This is a genomic window from Myxococcus sp. AM010, assembly GCF_013372585.1.
GTDB classification, from domain to species: domain Bacteria; phylum Myxococcota; class Myxococcia; order Myxococcales; family Myxococcaceae; genus Myxococcus; species Myxococcus vastator.
On sequence record NZ_JABXEO010000003.1, the window covers coordinates 100,638 to 117,091 of the forward strand.

Annotated in this window: 14 protein-coding genes; 4 read left to right on the forward strand and 10 right to left on the reverse strand. The window is 70.7% G+C overall.

Annotation, left to right across the window (positions count from 1 at the left end):
- Positions 1-217: 217 nt before the first annotated feature.
- The gene (locus HV826_RS02890; RefSeq protein ID WP_176415470.1) at positions 218-1,819 is read left to right on the forward strand and encodes a Rieske 2Fe-2S domain-containing protein; all 1,602 of its coding nucleotides are present in this window, start codon (positions 218-220) and stop codon (positions 1,817-1,819) included.
- 96 nt (positions 1,820-1,915) lie between these two features.
- Here HV826_RS02890 and HV826_RS02895 read toward each other — a convergent pair whose 3' ends face one another.
- The 4 genes from HV826_RS02895 to HV826_RS02910 all read right to left on the reverse strand — a co-directional run bounded on the left by HV826_RS02895 (position 1,916) and on the right by HV826_RS02910 (position 6,191).
- Positions 1,916-2,485: a hypothetical protein gene (locus HV826_RS02895; protein WP_255207721.1), complete on the reverse strand. Its 570-nt coding sequence runs from the start codon at positions 2,483-2,485 to the stop codon at positions 1,916-1,918.
- 164 nt (positions 2,486-2,649) lie between these two features.
- On the reverse strand, positions 2,650-3,789 hold the full coding sequence (locus HV826_RS02900) for a hypothetical protein (protein ID WP_176415472.1): 1,140 nt from the start codon (positions 3,787-3,789) through the stop codon (positions 2,650-2,652).
- A gap of 51 nt (positions 3,790-3,840) precedes the next feature.
- A complete protein-coding gene (locus HV826_RS02905; RefSeq protein WP_176415473.1) occupies positions 3,841-4,941 on the reverse strand; it encodes a hypothetical protein in 1,101 nt (366 codons plus the stop codon).
- Complete coding sequence (locus HV826_RS02910) at positions 4,938-6,191, reverse strand: glycosyltransferase family 2 protein (protein ID WP_176415474.1); 1,254 nt, start codon at positions 6,189-6,191, stop codon at positions 4,938-4,940. Before HV826_RS02910 ends, HV826_RS02905 begins: the two co-directional genes overlap by 4 nt.
- 173 nt (positions 6,192-6,364) lie before the next feature.
- On the opposite strand from HV826_RS02910, the gene HV826_RS02915 reads away from it, so the two are divergent.
- Positions 6,365-7,141, forward strand: a complete 777-nt coding sequence (locus tag HV826_RS02915; protein WP_176415475.1) for a 4'-phosphopantetheinyl transferase superfamily protein — start codon at positions 6,365-6,367, stop codon at positions 7,139-7,141.
- 9 nt (positions 7,142-7,150) lie between these two features.
- Here HV826_RS02915 and HV826_RS02920 read toward each other — a convergent pair whose 3' ends face one another.
- Complete coding sequence (locus HV826_RS02920) at positions 7,151-7,936, reverse strand: thioesterase II family protein (protein ID WP_217918475.1); 786 nt, start codon at positions 7,934-7,936, stop codon at positions 7,151-7,153.
- Positions 7,937-8,042: 106 nt separating this feature from the next.
- Here HV826_RS02920 and cysC point away from each other — a divergent pair, with 106 nt between their 5' ends.
- Positions 8,043-8,600 carry an adenylyl-sulfate kinase gene (gene cysC, locus HV826_RS02925; protein ID WP_176415477.1) on the forward strand — a complete coding sequence of 186 codons (558 nt, stop codon included), beginning with the start codon at positions 8,043-8,045 and terminating at the stop codon, positions 8,598-8,600.
- Positions 8,601-8,652: 52 nt separating this feature from the next.
- Here cysC and HV826_RS02930 read toward each other — a convergent pair whose 3' ends face one another.
- The 4 genes from HV826_RS02930 to HV826_RS02945 all read right to left on the reverse strand — a co-directional run bounded on the left by HV826_RS02930 (position 8,653) and on the right by HV826_RS02945 (position 15,330).
- Complete coding sequence (locus HV826_RS02930) at positions 8,653-10,242, reverse strand: MBL fold metallo-hydrolase (protein WP_176415478.1); 1,590 nt, start codon at positions 10,240-10,242, stop codon at positions 8,653-8,655.
- A gap of 98 nt (positions 10,243-10,340) precedes the next feature.
- The gene (locus tag HV826_RS02935; RefSeq protein WP_176415479.1) at positions 10,341-11,768 is read right to left on the reverse strand and encodes a TolC family protein; all 1,428 of its coding nucleotides are present in this window, start codon (positions 11,766-11,768) and stop codon (positions 10,341-10,343) included.
- Positions 11,765-13,099, reverse strand: coding sequence for an HlyD family secretion protein (locus HV826_RS02940; RefSeq protein WP_176415480.1), 1,335 nt, complete (start codon positions 13,097-13,099; stop codon positions 11,765-11,767). Before HV826_RS02940 ends, HV826_RS02935 begins: the two co-directional genes overlap by 4 nt.
- A gap of 2 nt (positions 13,100-13,101) precedes the next feature.
- Positions 13,102-15,330, reverse strand: a complete 2,229-nt coding sequence (locus tag HV826_RS02945; protein WP_176415481.1) for a peptidase domain-containing ABC transporter — start codon at positions 15,328-15,330, stop codon at positions 13,102-13,104.
- A gap of 224 nt (positions 15,331-15,554) precedes the next feature.
- Here HV826_RS02945 and HV826_RS02950 point away from each other — a divergent pair, with 224 nt between their 5' ends.
- Positions 15,555-15,917, forward strand: coding sequence for a MarR family transcriptional regulator (locus tag HV826_RS02950; RefSeq protein WP_176415482.1), 363 nt, complete (start codon positions 15,555-15,557; stop codon positions 15,915-15,917).
- A gap of 225 nt (positions 15,918-16,142) precedes the next feature.
- Here HV826_RS02950 and HV826_RS02955 read toward each other — a convergent pair whose 3' ends face one another.
- On the reverse strand, positions 16,143-16,418 hold the full coding sequence (locus tag HV826_RS02955) for a hypothetical protein (RefSeq protein WP_176415483.1): 276 nt from the start codon (positions 16,416-16,418) through the stop codon (positions 16,143-16,145).
- Positions 16,419-16,454: the final 36 nt, after the last annotated feature.

The following is a 16,454-nucleotide window of genomic DNA, read 5'->3' on the forward strand; positions in this document are numbered from 1 at the left end:
GTCCGCAGTCCCACGAGGGCGTGGGGGACCCGACGAGGTCCTCCGCGCCCTTCGTGCGTCCATGGACGGGAAGGTCCACCTCCCGGGCGGGTGGCGCGTGTGGCTTCGGCCTCCCCACCTTGCGGGCGCCGACGCGCCAGCCAGCCGCCGGCAGCCCTGTGTCGTCGGGGCTCGGCGTTCAGGCCGGCCCACTGGCTGTCAGAGAGGAAGACTTCCCATGCACATTACTTTCCTGGGCCACGCCGGGTTCATCGTGGAGACGGCGGGGGCCATTGTCGTCATGGACCCGTGGCTGTCGTCCCGCGGGGCATTCGACTCGGCGTGGATGCAGCTGCCATGCAACCACCACCTGGCGCCGCTCGTGCGGGAGAAGCTGGAGACGCCCGGCAAGGAGCGCTTCCTCTACGTCAGCCACGAACACAAGGACCACTTCGACCCGGAGTTCCTGGCCACCCTCCGGCAGCGGGACTTCACGGTGCTGGTGCCGCGCTTCCACCGCTCCGAGCTGCAGGACGTGTTCACCAGGTATGGCTGCAAGCGGGTCATCGCTTGCGAGGACGGCCACGAGGTCCCCATCAAGGGCGGCTACGTGAAGCTGTTCGTGTCGGAGCAGGGGACCAACCGCGACTCCGCGGTGATGGTGCGTGGTGATGGGCAGTGCTTCCTCAACCTCAACGACTGCAAGCTCCATGACCGGATGGGGCGCATCGCCGCGGAGGAGGGGCCCATCGACGTGTTCTCCGCGCAGTTCTCCGGGGCCATCTGGCACCCCACCTGCTACGAGTACCCGACGGAGACGTACGCGGCCATCGCGCTGAAGAAGCGGGAGAGCAAGTTCGAGGCGGTGGCGCGCACGCTCGAGGTGCTTCATCCGCGGGCGTACATCGCGGCGGCCGGGCCCGCGGCCTTCCTGGACCCGGCGCAGTTCCACCTCAACTTCGAGAAGGTGAACATCTTCCCGAACGCGACGCAGCTCTTCGCCTTCCTGCGGCAGCGCCTGCCCCAGGGGAAGACGCGCTACCTGGAGCCGATGCCCGGGGACGTGCTGGACGCGAAGTCGCTGGCGTTCGTCTCGCAGGTGGCCGAGCGGGTGACGCCGGAGAACATGAAGGCGTACCTGCACGACTACGCGAAGCGGCAGGAGTCCGTGTTCCGCGAGCGGCGGCGCAACCTGCTCGTCGCGGAGGTGGCGGAGATTCACGAGCGGCTGCGCGTGGAGCTGCAGCGCAAGCTGGACCTCCTGGACCTGCACGAGCGCGTGGGCATGCCGCTCTACGTGGAGCTGACGGAGCTCCCGGAGCAGCTCTTGCGCGTGGACTTCAAGGCGCGCCGTGTCCACGTGGTGGCGAACATCCAGGAAGAGGTCCGCTACACGCTGAAGACGAGCGCGGCCGACGTGGGGCGCGTGTTGGACCGCAAGCTCACGTGGGAGGACTTCCTGCTGTCGTTCCGCCTGCGCCTGAGCCGCAACCCGGACGTATACGAGCCGGTGCTGCACGGCTTCCTGGGGGTGGAGATCGAGGACATGCGCGAGTTCTGCGAGGGCATCCGCTCCACCGAGTCGCAGCGGGAGCGCACGGTGGTGGAGGCCGGTGGGCGGCGCTTCTCCATCCAGCGCTTCTGCCCCCACCAGGGCGCCGACCTGTCCGAGGGCTGGGTGGAGGAGGGGCGCTACCTGGTGTGCCCTCGCCACCGCTGGCAGTTCGACCTGGAGGCCGGGGGCGTGTGCACACAGAACACGTCCTCGCTCTGCGCGGAGCTGCTGCCCGAGCGTGAGCAGGAGAAGCCCCAGGCGCCGGACCCGCGGCCCCAGCTGTAATGCCACGTTCCCTGGGCGCCGCGCGGTCGACGTGGCGCTCATGGGAGGCCGTGCGCCGTGCCTGCGCGCTCGCGGCCGTGGTGGTGTTCGCGTGCTTCAAGGCTGCTGCGTGGAGAGCTGAAGGCTCAGCCGAACGTTGTCCGAGCGCAGGCCCACCGGTGCCTCCGGTGCGAGCGCCTCCTCGGGCACCTCGCCCATCCACGCGAGCGCGTCGTCCGCCCAGACGCGGAGGACCTTGCCGTCGAGCTGGGCCCGCAGCGTGTGGAGCTCGCCTGGCGCGGGCGCTTCCAGCCGGACGTGCTGCGCGGGGCGCAGGATGGCGTAGCCCCGGTTTCCGCACTCGCGGCTGGTGTGCTGTCCCGGGTTGCGCTTGAAGTTGACGACGATGCCCGGCTTGGGCGCCAGCCGCCACATCGCGTAGAGCACGTTGCACGCGTCCACCGCGAAGAGCTTGAGGCCCACCTGCTGACGTTGTTCTCCCGAGGCCAGGGCCACCTGGCGCTCGGAGGGGCCCAGGAGGGTGAAGCGCAGCGCCACGTTGCGTGTCGTGCTTCCATGTACGACCGCGCGCATGCGGGGCCCCTCGACGAGGAGCTGCTCGCCGGGCCCGGGCGCCAGGCTTCCTTCAGTGACTGTCAGCCGGGACAACGGGACGCGCGTCAGCATGTGCCTGCCTTTCTTCCGGGAAGCCCCAGGGGGGCGTGGCTCCTCCCGTTCTTTCGGCGCGAGCCGTGGCGCCACCCCGCCATCCCATCCCCCCTCCGCCGGACCGGCTCCGGCGCCCAGCAGCGCGCCCAGGACGCCGCAGCCCACGAGCAGCCGACGCGGTGTCACGGCGACCGGGCACCCAGGAAGGACTGCAGCGATTCCACGTGCGCGCGCAGATAGGCCTGCTCGGCGCGCAGGCGGACGAGCTCCATCATCAGGTAGCCGCGGAAGCGGCGAATCTCCCGCGTCTGGAGCGCGTCCAGCGATTGGAGCTGTGCCTCCAGGTCCGACACCAGGGTGCTCAATTCGCGCAGGCGGCCCTCTTCGGTGCGGTGGACGGCGCGCAGTTCGGCGACCAGCTCGTTGACCCGCTGGGGAACGCCCGACACGTCGTCAAGCGTCGCGCGGCGGCGGCCCTCCCGCGCGCGCGCGTTGGCCGAGCCCTGCCACAGGTGGCCCAGGTTGAAGGACAGCGTGAGCTGCCCGAAGAGGGGCAGGTCCTGGTCGGCGTCGATGAGCTCGTCGTACCCGCCGCGCAAGCTGACGCGCCAGGCGCGCGAGCGGCGCAGCGCGCCGTTATACGACTCGAGCTGGTCATCCGCGGCGCGCAGCTCGTTCAGCACGCTCTCCAGCCGCTGACCTTGTTGAAATCGAGGCCGCGCCGCCAGCCGCTGGCGAGCGACCTGCGTGCTGGTGGCAAGCTGTCGCAGCCCATCCAGCCGGACCTGCACCGCGTTCAGCTCCTCCAGCGTCACCTGGCCCTGCTTCATGTCGTTGCGCAGTGACGTGAGCAGCGCCTCGGCGTTGGGCAGCGCCTCCTCCAGCACGCGAGCCCGAGCCTCCAGCGCGGCCTGTTCCCCCAGGCCGGTGCCCTGGCGGATGGCGGCCTCCAGCACCACCATCGCGCGCTGCCGGCGGCAGTCCGCCTCCGCGCGCTTGTGGAGGGCGCGGCCGCGGTAGAGGCCGACGAAGTCGTACATCAAACCCGCTGTGATTCGCGGGGTGGGCTCACCCAGCGGCGTGGTACCGGTGCCACCGGTGGCTTCGCCCGCGTTGACCACGCCGAAGGCCCCGAACACCTCGGGTGCCAGCTCGAGCGCGGCCTCCGCGCTGCCCACGCCGCGCACGAAGTCGCAGTAACCGGCGGCCCGGTCCTCGCTGGACGGCGACGTGAGTTCCCCCGCGGGAGGAGGCGCCGGCTGGGCCAGCGCCAGCCGCGCGGCGATTGAAAGCAAGGCGCCACAAGTGACGGTCATCCGCATGGTCGAGTGTCTCCGGCTCCGAGGCCGTCTCCAGGCAAAGGGTGTTTGGGCTCACAGCAGCAGCGGCGGCCGGCCCAGGTGGAGCAGGTCTTCCCGGGCGGAGGGCGCGTTCGTCAGTTGGACCTCCACCATGACGCCGCGGAGCATGTACTGGCGGATGGGGTGCTTGAGGGACACCTCGCCCTCGAGCACGCGCCCGATGACGCCCACCTCGTGGCACCAGAAGACCTTGGCCGCGCACGCGTACAGCGGTGTGCCTTGCTCGGCGTTCGGGATGTTCTCGTACGGGACGAAGGCGACCGTGAGGTCCTTCTCGATGGCCTTGAGGTATGGCGACGCACGCAGCGACGCGATCAGCGTGTCGTAGCGCAGGGCCACCTCGTCCAGGGCGGCCAGGTCCGTCTGGAGGCTCTTCAGCGTCGCCTCCGCGCGGGCCTGCTCCAGGACGGAGTGCGTGTACTCGCGCTCCAGCAGCAGCACGTCGGACGTCATGCCTTGCGGCGTCTCGTCCTTGCCCATGCCGGACTGCACCGCCGAGAGGCCGGCGATCTCCCGCTGGAGCGAATCCAGCCGCGTCTCCAAATCCACCGTGGACTGCGCCAGCGACAGGTTGCTCTGCGCCAACTGCGCCAGGTGGTGGTTGATGGTGAGCTTCTCCTCCTGCTCCAGCAGGCGGGCGTTGTACAGCGCGTCGGCGCGCGTTCGCGCCAGGCCGGCGTAGGCGCGGTTGGACTGCAGGATCTCCGCCCGGGCGCTGCTGTATTCACGGCGCAGGGACGACAGGCGCCGCGCCACCCGGTCCCTGGCGTCGCGCTCACCGCGCAGGGCGACGAGGAAGCGCTGCTGGAACGCGCGCTCCGCGCCGATGGTGCGCTCGGCATCGGAGATGCGGTTCTCCACCGATCGCCGGTCCGACAACACGTGGTCGCGCGCGGACGTCTGCGCGGCCACCTGGGTGTTGAGCGTGAGGATCTGTGGGTCCGTCGGCGAGATGACCGTGGGCGTCACCCAGCTGCGGCTCACCAGGAAGAAGCCCTGGACGGACAGGAAGGACACCAGCCCGAGCATGATGAGCGTGAGCAGCAGGGAACCGATGAACTTGTAGGCCGAGACGGCGATGCTGTTGACGCGATTGGCGACGCGTTGGTTCATGGCGTGGTGCCTTCACCAGCATGGGTGGGAGGAAAGCGGCCCCCGGAGTCGAGCGGTGACGTCTCGGGAGCGGCGTTGGCGCTGCCCCGTGTCTCCCAGCTCCCCGAGTCCAGCGTCAGCAGGGCCAGCGGTGTGAAGAGCGCGTACGTCACCGGCATCAGCATCGCCATGGGCAGGAAGCTGGCGCCGTGGACCCGGCGGTCCGCGGGAAGGTGCCGCGTTTCGATTCGATAGATGACCCCCAGCAGTCCGATGACCAGGAAGTGGAAGGCGAGGATGTCCCAGAACTCGCCGGTCAGGACGTTGTGCACGATGACCAGCGGGTAGGAGAGGAGCAGCGCGAGCTGCGACACGTAGTGGACCGTCACCACCGGATGGAGCCGCCAGGCGTGGGACAGGCCGCCCAGCAGGTCCACCAGGTTGGAGCGGCGCCACCGGAGCTGCTGGGAGAAGTACCCGGCCAGCGTCGACGGCGCGGCGGTGAAGCAGAAGGCGTCCAGCGTGTAGACGGTCTCGTAGTCGTGCTTGACGATCTGCCGCGTGAGGAACCGGTCCTCGCCGTATTTGATGGGGATGCCCGCGATGGCGCGCGCCTCCAGGATGGGCTCCAGCTCCAGCAGCACGTGGCGGCGGTACGCGGTGAGGCAGCCCGACAGGCACATCACCTGGCGGAAGCTGCGCTCCAGGTCCTTGAGCCACTCCTGGGCGAAGTGGAACTTGATTTCAATCATCCGCGTCATCCAGTTCTGATGACGGTTCGTCACGTAGGTGCGGCCGCCCACCGCGGCGATGCGCGGGCTGGCGAAGCGGCGCACGAGCTGGCGGACTGCGGCCTTGTCGACGATGACGTCCGAGTCCACCGACACGATGATCTCCGCGTCCGTGGCGGCCTTCACCGCGCGGTTGATGCCCTTGCGCTTGCCCATGTTCTCCGGGTTGCGCATGACGATGACGTTGGGATTTCCCTCCGCCGCCTTCAGGGCCCAGGCGTAGCTGTCATCCTTGGAGCAGTCATCCACCACCACGATTTGAAGCAGGTGGCTGGGATAGTCCTGCTCCAGGAGACTGCGGACGCCGTGGTAGATGCCTTCGCCTTCGTTGAACAGCGGGATGACGATGGCGACTCGCGGCAGGTAGGTGTCGTCGACCCGGTCGAACTGCCGCCCCTTCAGGCGCCGTAGCAATGGCCCGAGGACATAGCGGTTCATCAGAACCACCATGAAAAGTAACTGAATTGGAAAGAGCTCCATCCGTCCCTGCCCCCCATCACGCCACCACCGCGAATCCCAACACGAGCGAGCGAAAGGTTGGCGGGGACAACGGTGTGTGCAAACTGCCTCGAGGGTCAGCGACAGTGGCCAGCAGTGGCCATGCCACGCGGAAGCACGCAGGAACCAGCATGGGGCGGTGATAGAAAGGAGGCATGCCGACCGACTTCCAGCCCCTCGCGCTGCGTCCGGATGAGGTCCATGTATGGATTGTCGAGCCCGAGCGCATCGACGACCGGCGCCTCCTGGACGCCTACTGGGCGCTACTGGACGCGAAGGAGCGCGACAAGCAGCAGCGCTTCCGCTTCGAGCGGCACCAGCGCCAGTACCTGGTGAGCCATGCGCTGGTGCGGCTGACGCTGTCGCGCTACGCGCCGGTGGCGCCAGAGGCCTGGGCCTTTGACACCAACACGTACGGTCGGCCGACGGTGCGGGGTGCGTGGGGCCCGAAGCTGCGCTTCAACCTGTCCCATACGGACGGCATGGCGCTGGTGGCGGTGGGCTGGGACGCGGAGCTGGGCGCGGACGTGGAGGACGCGCAGCGGCAGGGGGAGACGGTGGAGATCGCGGACCACTACTTCGCCGCCTCGGAAGTGGCGGCGCTGAAGGCCCTGCCGCCGGAGCGGCACCGGGAGCGCTTCTTCGAGTACTGGACGCTGAAGGAGTCCTACATCAAGGCCCGCGGCGCGGGGCTGTCCCTGCCGCTGGACCAGTTCGCCTTCCACCTGGAGCCCGGACAGGCGCCGCGCATCTCCTTCGACCCGCGGATGCAGGACGTGCCGGAGGCGTGGCAGTTCGTCCAGCTGCGCCCGTCCGAACGGCACCAGGCGGCGGTGGCGGTGAACCGGCCCCGTGGGCAGCCGCTGACGGTGCGCTGGCAGTTCACCGTACCGCTGGCCGGGGACACGCCGCCCCGGTTCCAGGCGGCGTAGCCGGCGGGCTCAGGGCGTGTGGCCCATCCACCGGTTCAGGTCCTCGCTGACGTGCGCGAGGAGGGCGTCCCGCTGCGACTTGATGAAGAAGTGGCCGCCGGGGAAGAGGCGGACGCGGACGTCCTCGCTCCGCGTCTCGTCGCGCCAGCGCTCCAGGTTCGCGGTGGGCACGTGCTTGTCCTCGGGCGAGCCGACGACGGAGAGGGGGACCTCCAGCTTCGCGGGCTGGGGGCCGTCCTCCGTGAAGGCGATGCCGAAGTCGGCGCGCAGCATGGGCAGCACCAGCTCCAGCAGCTCGCGGTGCTGGAAGATCTCCTCGGGCGTGCCGTCGTAGCGCCGCAGCTGCGCGATGAACTCCGGTTCGGGCAGGTGGTGGATGGGCTCGCGGGCGTTGACGGACGGCGGCCCGGCGGCCCCCAGGAACAGGCCCACGGGGCGCGGGCCGTTGCGGGCCTGGAGGCGCCGCGCGAGCTCCAGGGAGATGCGCGCGCCCATGCTGTAGCCGAAGAAGGCGAAGGGCCGGTCCAGCAGCGGCGCGATGGCGGGCAGCAGCGCGTCCACCAGGGTGGGCAGGCTGCCAATGGGCTTCTCCGACAGGCGGCGCTCGCGCCCGGGGAGCTGGACGGGGCACAGCTCCACACCCGCCGGCAGGCCCTGGCTCCACTGGTTGTAGATGGCCACGCTGCCACCGGCGTACGGCAGGCAGAACAGCCGCAGCCGCGGGTCCGTCAACGGCTTGCGAGTGGGGAACCAGCGGTCGGGGGCGTGAGGGCTCGAGTTGGACGCGCTTTGCATGACGTGAAGCCTCTGTCGCATGGCCACGGAAAACGGGTCAAGTCCCGGAGGCCGCGTGGCGTGTTAGCGTTTCGGGGACGCGCAGGGGCGTCGTTCTGGAGTCACCTTGGGGCGTTCGGCGGGCTTCATACTCTGGCTGACGGGTCTGTCAGGCGCGGGCAAGAGCACCTTGTCCCGCGCCCTGCATGCGCACCTGGCCCCGTCCATGCCCGTGGAGGTGCTGGACGGTGATGAGGTGCGCACCTGGCTGTCCCGCGGCCTGGGCTTCACCCGCGAGGACCGCGAGGAGAACGCGCGCCGCATCGGTCATGTGGCCCGGCTGCTCGCGAAGCACGGGGTGGGCGTCATCGCCGCGGCCATCTCGCCCTACGCGGGCTCGCGCGCCGAGGTGCGCCGGTTGGCCGAGGAGGCGGACCTCCCCTTCGTGGAGATCTTTGTCCAGGCGCCACTGGACGTGCTCATCGCCCGGGACGTGAAGGGGCTCTACAAGAAGGCCCTGGCCGGCGAGCTGGCGCACTTCACCGGCGTGTCGGACCCCTATGAGGCCCCCGACGCGCCCGACGTCACCGTGCGCTCGGATGTGGACACCGTGGAGGTGGGCCTGCGGCGCGTGCTGGAGACGCTGCGACAGCGGGGCCTGCTCGACGCCGCCGCGGCGGCGTGAGGCGAGGCCCGAAGGTGGCGGGAGGGCCGCGCACCTCGGGAAGGCCACGGACTCAAGCGAGGATACGCTCCATCTTCACGTAGGGGCGCTCGGCCTGGATGCCGTGGGTGCGGCAGTGCTCCAGGAACTTGTTCGACTCCACGATCTGCGGGGCCTTGTCGTCGTAGACGAGGATCATCACGTGGCGCAGCCATGGCTCCTGGCCCATGGCGTAGACGTAGACCTCCTTGGGCGACAGGGAGTTGGTGATTTCGATGGCGCGCGCGCTGTCGGAGCCGTTGAGCCGGCGGGCCTGGTCCATCTTCCGGGGCAGGGGATTGCACAGCAGCGGGCCGTACATCCAGCTCATCGGGCCGCCCTCGCACTCCATGCCGAGGAACAGCACGTCGATGGTGCCGACGATGTCGCGCAGGTGCTGGTACATGCGCGGCTCGATGGCGTTTGAGTCCGCGGCCATCAACATGGACTTGCCGCCCAGGCGCACCAGGTGCGCCGTCTTGGCCTGGATGGCCAGGTCGCTGTGCTCGCCCAGGAAGGGCAGGCCGGTGATGGAGCCTCCCGGCACGGGAATCTCCTGGAGGTCGTCAATCTCCACCACGTTCTTGAAGCCGTTGTGGTGGAGCATCAGCCGCAGCGACGGGTCCGCCAGCGAGTTGCCGTTGTTGCGCGGGACGATGATGCAGCCCACCCGGTGGCGCAGCTGGATGAGCGTCTCCATCATCAAGTGGTCGGCGTGGCCGTGCGTGAGGACCACGTAGTCGATGCGCTCGGGCAAATCCGAGTGGGTGAAGCGGGGGAGGTCCGTGGGGAACTCGTAGCTGATGACGGGGTCGGTGAGGATGCTGACGTCCTTCGTCTCCAGCAGCACGCAGGCGTGGCCGAAGTAGCGCACGCGCACGCCTTCACCGGTGTAGCGCTCCGTGCGGCGGGGCTCGACGTCGGTGAAGAGCGCGGCGAAGGCGTCCGCTGCGGAGGCGGGCACGCCGAGCATCTCCGCCACCTGACCGGGCGAGCCCGGCGTGTGGCGCATGCGGAAGAGGGCGTCCAGGCCCTCGTGCTTGTAGGGGACGCGCAGCCACAGGGGCGTGTCCTCCTCCAGGCGGGGCGTGCTGAAGATGTAGGGCCGCCAGTCGCCGTCCACCTGCATGAGCGTCACGCTCTGCGAGGACTCCTTGTGGAAGGGGCTGCGGTACAGGAGCGGCTCGATGTACCGCGCGCTGGCGCGGTTGCTCAAATCGTACGTCAGCTCCACGTAGCCGCGGAGGATGTCGGGCACCTTGGCGTAGAGGCCCTCCAGGGAGCCGCCGTTGTTGGGCGCCATGAGCTGCTCCAGCTCCGCCACCGCCTTGGTGTACGCGAGCATGTTGGCCTGCTCCTTCTGCGTCCGCTCCAGGAGCTCCTTCACGCGCGGGGCCTTCGCCGCCGGGTGGTTGATGAACGGGCCGCCCATCAACATCGGGTTCTTCAGGGCCGCCACGTGCACGTCCGGGTTCGCCACGAAGGACTGCATCAGCTTCTGGTGCAGGTTCGTCACGAACAGCGGAGCCGTCGCCGGGGACAGCAGGTACCACCACGCGTACCACTGGTTGTACAGCGGCTCGATGGCGACGTTCGGCTTGAGGTACATGGGGCGGTCCAGCATGGCGGTCTCCTCCGAGCGAGGTCCGGAAAACGTCGGGAACTTGGCAAACTTGGAGCCCGTAGATACACGGATTCGCGGGGTGATGCACGGGGGCCCCTTCAGCGCACCGCCACCGGGAGGGCGGCGGCGGCCCGCAGGCTGGCCACGGCCTTGTGGTAGTCGGTGAGGGCGTCCACCTCGCGCACGGCGGCCTCGGCGGACGTCTGCTCGCGCAGGTTGACGAAGAGGAGCGTGCTCTCGCCCAGCTCGAAGCGGGTGCGCTCGGACCGCTCGATTTCGCGAGCAAGCGTCAGCTCCCGCCGCGCCACGGTGACGCGCTCCCGAGCTGCCTCCAAGGCGGAGAGCGCGTCGCGGACCTCCACCCGTGCCCGGTCCTTCTGCAGGCGCAGCTGGGCCTCCAGCCGGGCCAGCCCCGCCTCCACCTGCAAGGCGCGGCCGGTGGCGCCCCGGTTGAAGGTGGGGATGTCCAGCAGGAGCCCCACCTCCAGCTCCGGCTTGTCTCTCTTCAGGCTGCCCGCGCCCAGGTCCTTCGCGGCCGCCACGCTCACGTCCACGGCAGGGGCGCGCTGGTTGCGGGCCAACTGGTGCTCCACGCGCTGCTGCTGGCGCGACAGCTCCAGCCGCTGCACGTCCGGCCGGCGCTCCAGCACGTCCTCCAACGCCAGCGGGCCCACCGCCTCCTCCGCGGCCACGGGGATGGGGAAGCCCGGCGGCAGCCACGCCGGCCGCGGCAGCACGGGCTGGCCCTCCGCGTCGCGCAGGAAGAGGGACAGCTCCATGGCGCTCTGCTGGAGCAGCCGCTCGGCGGCCACCACCTGGCCGTCGCGCTGAACCAGCGCCCGCTGGTTGTCCACCTGCTCGAAGGCGGCCAGGTCGCCGCTCTGCACACGCTCGATGAGCTGGGCGTCCCGGGCCTGCGCCATACGCCGCAGCTCCGTGGCGACGGCATACCGGCGGCCGGCGGCCACCCACTCCCAGTAGCGCCACGTCGCGACGCGAGCCGACTCCAGCCGCGCTTGCTCCACGGCCTGAGTGGCGGCGTTCGTGCCCAGCTCGGCGCGGGCCACGGCGGCACGCCGCCGGTCGATGGGGCCGTTGCGCCACAGCGGCACGCTGACGCCCGCGCGCACCTCGCCCAGCGCGTTCGTCTGGTACTGCTCCGCGTAGGTCGGGAACTGGCCGCTGCCCAGTCGCCAGCCGGCGAAGAGGTTGGCGCCCCACAGGGCCGTGGGCTGCTCCACCACGCCCTCCACGCGGGTGTACGGGTAGCCACCCAGCGGTGTGCTCGCCACCCGGCCCCGCAGGACCGGGTCGAACCCGCCCTGGGCCGCCAGCAGCTCCGCCCCTGCCGCCTCCACGTCCCGGCGAGCGGCTTCGATGACGGGGTAGTGGCGCTCCACCGACTCCAGCACCGCCTCCAGGGACAGCGTGTCGCTCCCGCCCTCCACGCGCGCCTGTTCCGACGCCCGCCCCGGCGCGGTCAGCAGGCTCGCCAGGAGCACGGCGCGCAGACTCACCCACGTCATCCCTTGTCCTCCTTCTTCTGCGCATGTGCCGGCTCCGCGCTGTCCACCACTGGCGGGAAGCCGTTGAAGCGGCGCCACAGCTCGAAGCCCACCGTCACCTCGTTGAGGAACACCCAGCCGTTGACGCGGACGCCCTGGCGCAGGTACGCCGCAGAGGGCCACGCGTCGCTCGCCTCGTCCGGTACCACGAGGATGCGGAACTTCCCCTTGCCGTCGTCGGTGGAGTCGATGAGCGCCACCTTGCCGCCGAAGGTGCCCACCGCCACGGACGGCCAGCCGCTGAACTGCACCGCGGGCCACCCCTCGAACTGGAGCCGCACGCGCCGGTCGTCCGCCAGCAGCGGCACGTCGTTGCCCTCCATCCACAGCTCCACCGCGCGCGACTCGGTGTCCGGCACCAGCACCACCAGCGGGTCTCCCGCCTTGAGCATCTCCCCGCCCAGGCCGCCCACCAGCCGCAACACGGTGGCGTCCATGGGGGCGCGTACCTCCTGGGTGCGCTGGCGCGCCAGGCGCACGTCCATGCGGGCCAGCTCCACCTGGGCGGACGCGACCTCGGACAGGGCCGACGCGCGCGAGGCCCGCGCGTCCGCCACGGAGGCGCCCACGTCGTTGCCCACCCGGCCCTGGTCGGCGCGCAGCGCGGCCTCCTCGCTGCGCGCGGCGCTCAGCGCCACCCGGGCCCGGTCCACCTCGGTGCCGGCGCGCACCGCCTCCAGCTCCGCCAGCTCCAGGGCGCGGGTGGCGGTGAGGCCGCCTTCCGCCAGCCGCTTCTGGCGCTCCAGGTTGAGGCTCGAGGTGCGGTGCGCCGCCTCCGTCGCCTCCAGCGCGCGCTGCGCCGCCAGCGTGCGGTCCCTGGCCATGGCCACCCGCGCCTCCGCCGCGGACGTGGCCAGGGTGCGCGAACCGGAGAGCTGCTCCGCGCGCGCCGCCAGCGCCTCCGCGCGCGCCCGCGCCGCCTCCAGCCGCTGCAGCAGCGCCGCGTGCTCCAGCTCCAGCCGCGACAGGAGCTGCGGGTCGTTGTCGGACAGCTCCACCAGCAGGTCGCCCTTCTTCACGCGGCTGCCCTCGCGCACCTCCCAGCGCACCACGCGCCCCTCGATGGGGGCCTCCACGAACTGCTGCCGCTCCACGGGGGTGAAGGCCACCACGCGGCCGTGGCCCACCGCCGTCTGCTGCCAGGGCGCGAAGGCGAGCAGCACCGCGGCGCCCACCAGCGCCAGCAGCACGCGCGTGAGGACATGGGCGGCCCGGGGGGCGCGCACCAGGGTGAAGGCGGCGCGCTCGGCGCGCTCGCCCACCAGGGACTGCGTCAGGGGTGTCGTGGCCATGTTCAGCGCTCCTCCGGGCTTGAGCCCGCCATCAGCTCCGCCAGCGTGTGGCGCCGGTCGACGCGCCGCACGGCCGCGTCCTCCTCGCTGGCCAGCACCACCAGCGTCCACCGCGCCTCGGGGGCCAGCAGCGAGTCCATGACCTCCTGGCGCCCGCGCTCGCTCAGGCCCTCCAGCACTTCGTCCAGGACGATGAGCCGGGGGGCGCCCGCCAGCGCGCGTGCCACCATCAGCCGCCGCACCTGGCCGCTCGACAGCGGAGCCCCGGTGGGGCCCAGGGGCGTGTCCAGCCCGCGCGGCAGCGACAGCACGGCCTCCAGCAGCCCCACCGCCGCCAGCGCCCGCCGCGCCTCGCTCGGGCCCACCGCGGCGCGCCCCGCGCGCACGTTATCCAGCACCGAGCCCACCAGGACCTCCACGCCCCGCACCAGCGCCACCTGCGAGCGCAGCGCGGCCAGGGAGACACGCCGCGTGTCCACCCCGCCCACCGCCAGCCGGCCCCGGGTGGGCTGGCGCAGGCCGAAGAGCAGGTCCGCCAGGGTGCTCTTGCCGCCCCCGCTGGGCGCGAGGAGGGCCACCTTCTCTCCGGGCGCCAGCTCCAGCTTCAGCCCCGTCAGCGCCGCCCGCCCCCCGCCGTGCGAGAAGTGCACGCCTTCGACCCGCACCGGCAGCCCGTCCCGGTCCTCAGGCAGCGGCTCTCGGTGGGGGCCGTCCTCCTCCAGCGGCAGGTCCACCAGGTGGCCCAGCTTGTCCAGGGCGGCCTGCAAGTCATAGAAGGCCTCCACGTGCTTGCCGAACTTGACGAACGAGGTCAGCACGGTGGTGACGATGAGTTCAGCCGCCACGAGCTGGCCCAGGGTGAGCTGCCGCTGGATGACGAGCCAGCCGCCCAGGCCCAGCAGCAGCGCGCTGGCCACGACCTGCAGGCCCAGTGAGCCCACCACCTGCCGGAAGACGACGCTGAAGTGTCGGCGCCGCGCGCCCAGATAGCGGCGCGTCAGCACGTCCGCCTGCTCCTCCGCGAGCACCGCCCCGTCCCGCGAGCGGAAGGCGAGCGGGTGCCGCGCCAGCTCCTCCAGCCATGCGGCCACCGCGTACTTCGCCTTCGACTCCTCGATGGCCGTCGCCGTGCCGCGCTGGCCGAGCACCAGGATGATGAAGGCGGTGGCCGCGATGAGCACCAGGTCGAAGGCCAGCAGCACCGGGTGGTAGAAGGCCAGCACCACCATCCCAATGAGGGCCTGCAGCACGAGGCTGACGCCCTCCAGGAGGAAGATGGACAGCGTCTTCTGGAGGGTGAGCACGTCGAAGAACCGGTTGACCAGCTCCGGGCCGTAGTCGCGGTCGAACGTCTCCTGCCGCACCCGGGGGATGCGGTGCGAGGCATCCAGCGCTACGCGCGCGAACATGCGCTGCTGGATGACCTCCACGACGTGGGTGTTGAGCGCCCGCAGCGTCGCGGCGAAGGCCAGCGCCGCCATGACGAGGATGGACAGCACCACCAGCGGCTGCAGCAGGGTGCCGAACGTCACCGTGTTCACCAGCGCCTGCACGGCCACTGGCGTGGCCAACGACAGCAGGCCCGCCGCCACCGCGTAGACGAGCACCACCTTCAGGTCGTCCCGCTCCAGCCATAGCAGCGAGCGCAGCCGCTGCATGGGCGTGGGGTGGTCGCCGTGGCCGTGAGGGTCTCCGCCCCCGAGCCGCTCCAGCGGCGCGGCGGGCACCGCCACCGTCCAGTCCAGCGGTTGCGCCGGAGTCTCCGCGCCCACCGCGGCGATCAGCGCGGGCCCACCCACCCAGTCCGGGAGCGCCACGCCCCGCGCGTGGACCAGCACCTGCCCGGGCCTGCGCGCGGTGACGAGGCACCAGCCCTCCGGCCCGAGCAGGGCAACCGGTAGGGGCACCTCACCCGTCATCACCTCGCGCACGGACGCGCGCCGGGCCACCGCGCGCAGGCCCACCGCCTCGCAGGCGGATGCCAGGCGCTCGGGCCAGGCCCGCGCGGCCGCCGCGCTCTCGCCGCGCGTCCACCGCTGCACGGCCTGCGCCTCCACGGTGACGCCCGCGGGCGCGCCCAGCGCCTCCAGTACCGGCAGCAGCGCCTCCAATGAGAAGCCGTCAGGCCTCGCCACGTTCGGCTCATGGGCCTGGGGCGCCGCCACCACCTCATCCCCTTCGCGCTTCCGCGGGGCGCCTGGCGCCTGGGGCTCCGTCACTGACTGAGACATGAACCGTTTCTCTCCGTCGAAAGGATTCCTGCCGGGAAGCCTCGAAAGACCTGGGGCTCTACTCCCGAACCCCCGCCGGAGCCGGGCCCGGAGGAGGTCGCGTCCGTCCCGTCCCGGTCCGCATTTCTGGAATATAAATTCGCGACATTTGATACGCGACCGGAAATATGCGAATTTTGTGTCGCTTGTCAATCGTCGTTGATTCGAGCACTGGCGGGAGCCTCATGGACCCCTTGAAAGGGACACACCTGGAATTTCCCTCGTGGACGTTCCTCACCAACCACGCGCACGTGCTGCTGTGCATCGCGGCGGATCCGGAGGTGCGCCTGCGGGACGTGGCGTCGCGTGTGGGCATCACCGAGCGCGCGGTGCAGCGCATCGTCAGTGACCTGGAGGAAGGTGGCTACCTCCAGCGTGAGCGCGAGGGGCGGCGCAACCACTACACGGTGCGCGCCGACCTGCCCCTGCGCCACCCGGTGGAGCGGCACCGCACCGTGGCGTCGCTCATTGCGCTCGTGGAAGGCGTGGAAGGCGTGGATGACCCAGCCTCAGCCCCGCCGCGCAAGCCCGTCCGCCCGAGGCGCTGACCGGGTGGACGGGAGCCACTGGCTCGGGGACGCCCATCGCCCACGGCAACCTCCGCCAGTTGCCGTGACGGGATGCGTCTTCCGGAGAAGGTGAGCAGACGGGCGCATCCCCGCCATCGTGCGATTCGAGCAAGGAGCGCCTCCATGGAGCCTGCTTGGAGTGTTGTGCAGGCCTCCGTTGCTCGCGCGCCGTACCGCCGTGTCAGGGCGGGCAGGGCTGTGTCGCTACATCGCGACGCAGCCGTAGACCTTCTCGTAGTAGTAGGTCTTCGTGCCGTTGAGGACCGTCTCTGGTGTGCTGCATCCGCAGAGCAGCTCACCGACCTTGGTGAACTTCGCGGGCTCCGCGTAGTACGTGATGACGTAGTCCCGGCCGGTGATGTCACGACAGGGGATCGCCTGGGCCTCCGTGTCGAGCCCGGCGGCAGCCTCCTCTTCAATGCCGCCACAGCCCGTCAACAGCCCTGCCGCCAGCAGACCCGCCATGATGCCCTTACGCATGAGTTCTCCTTTTGTAGGAAAGTGATGCGTAGCCAG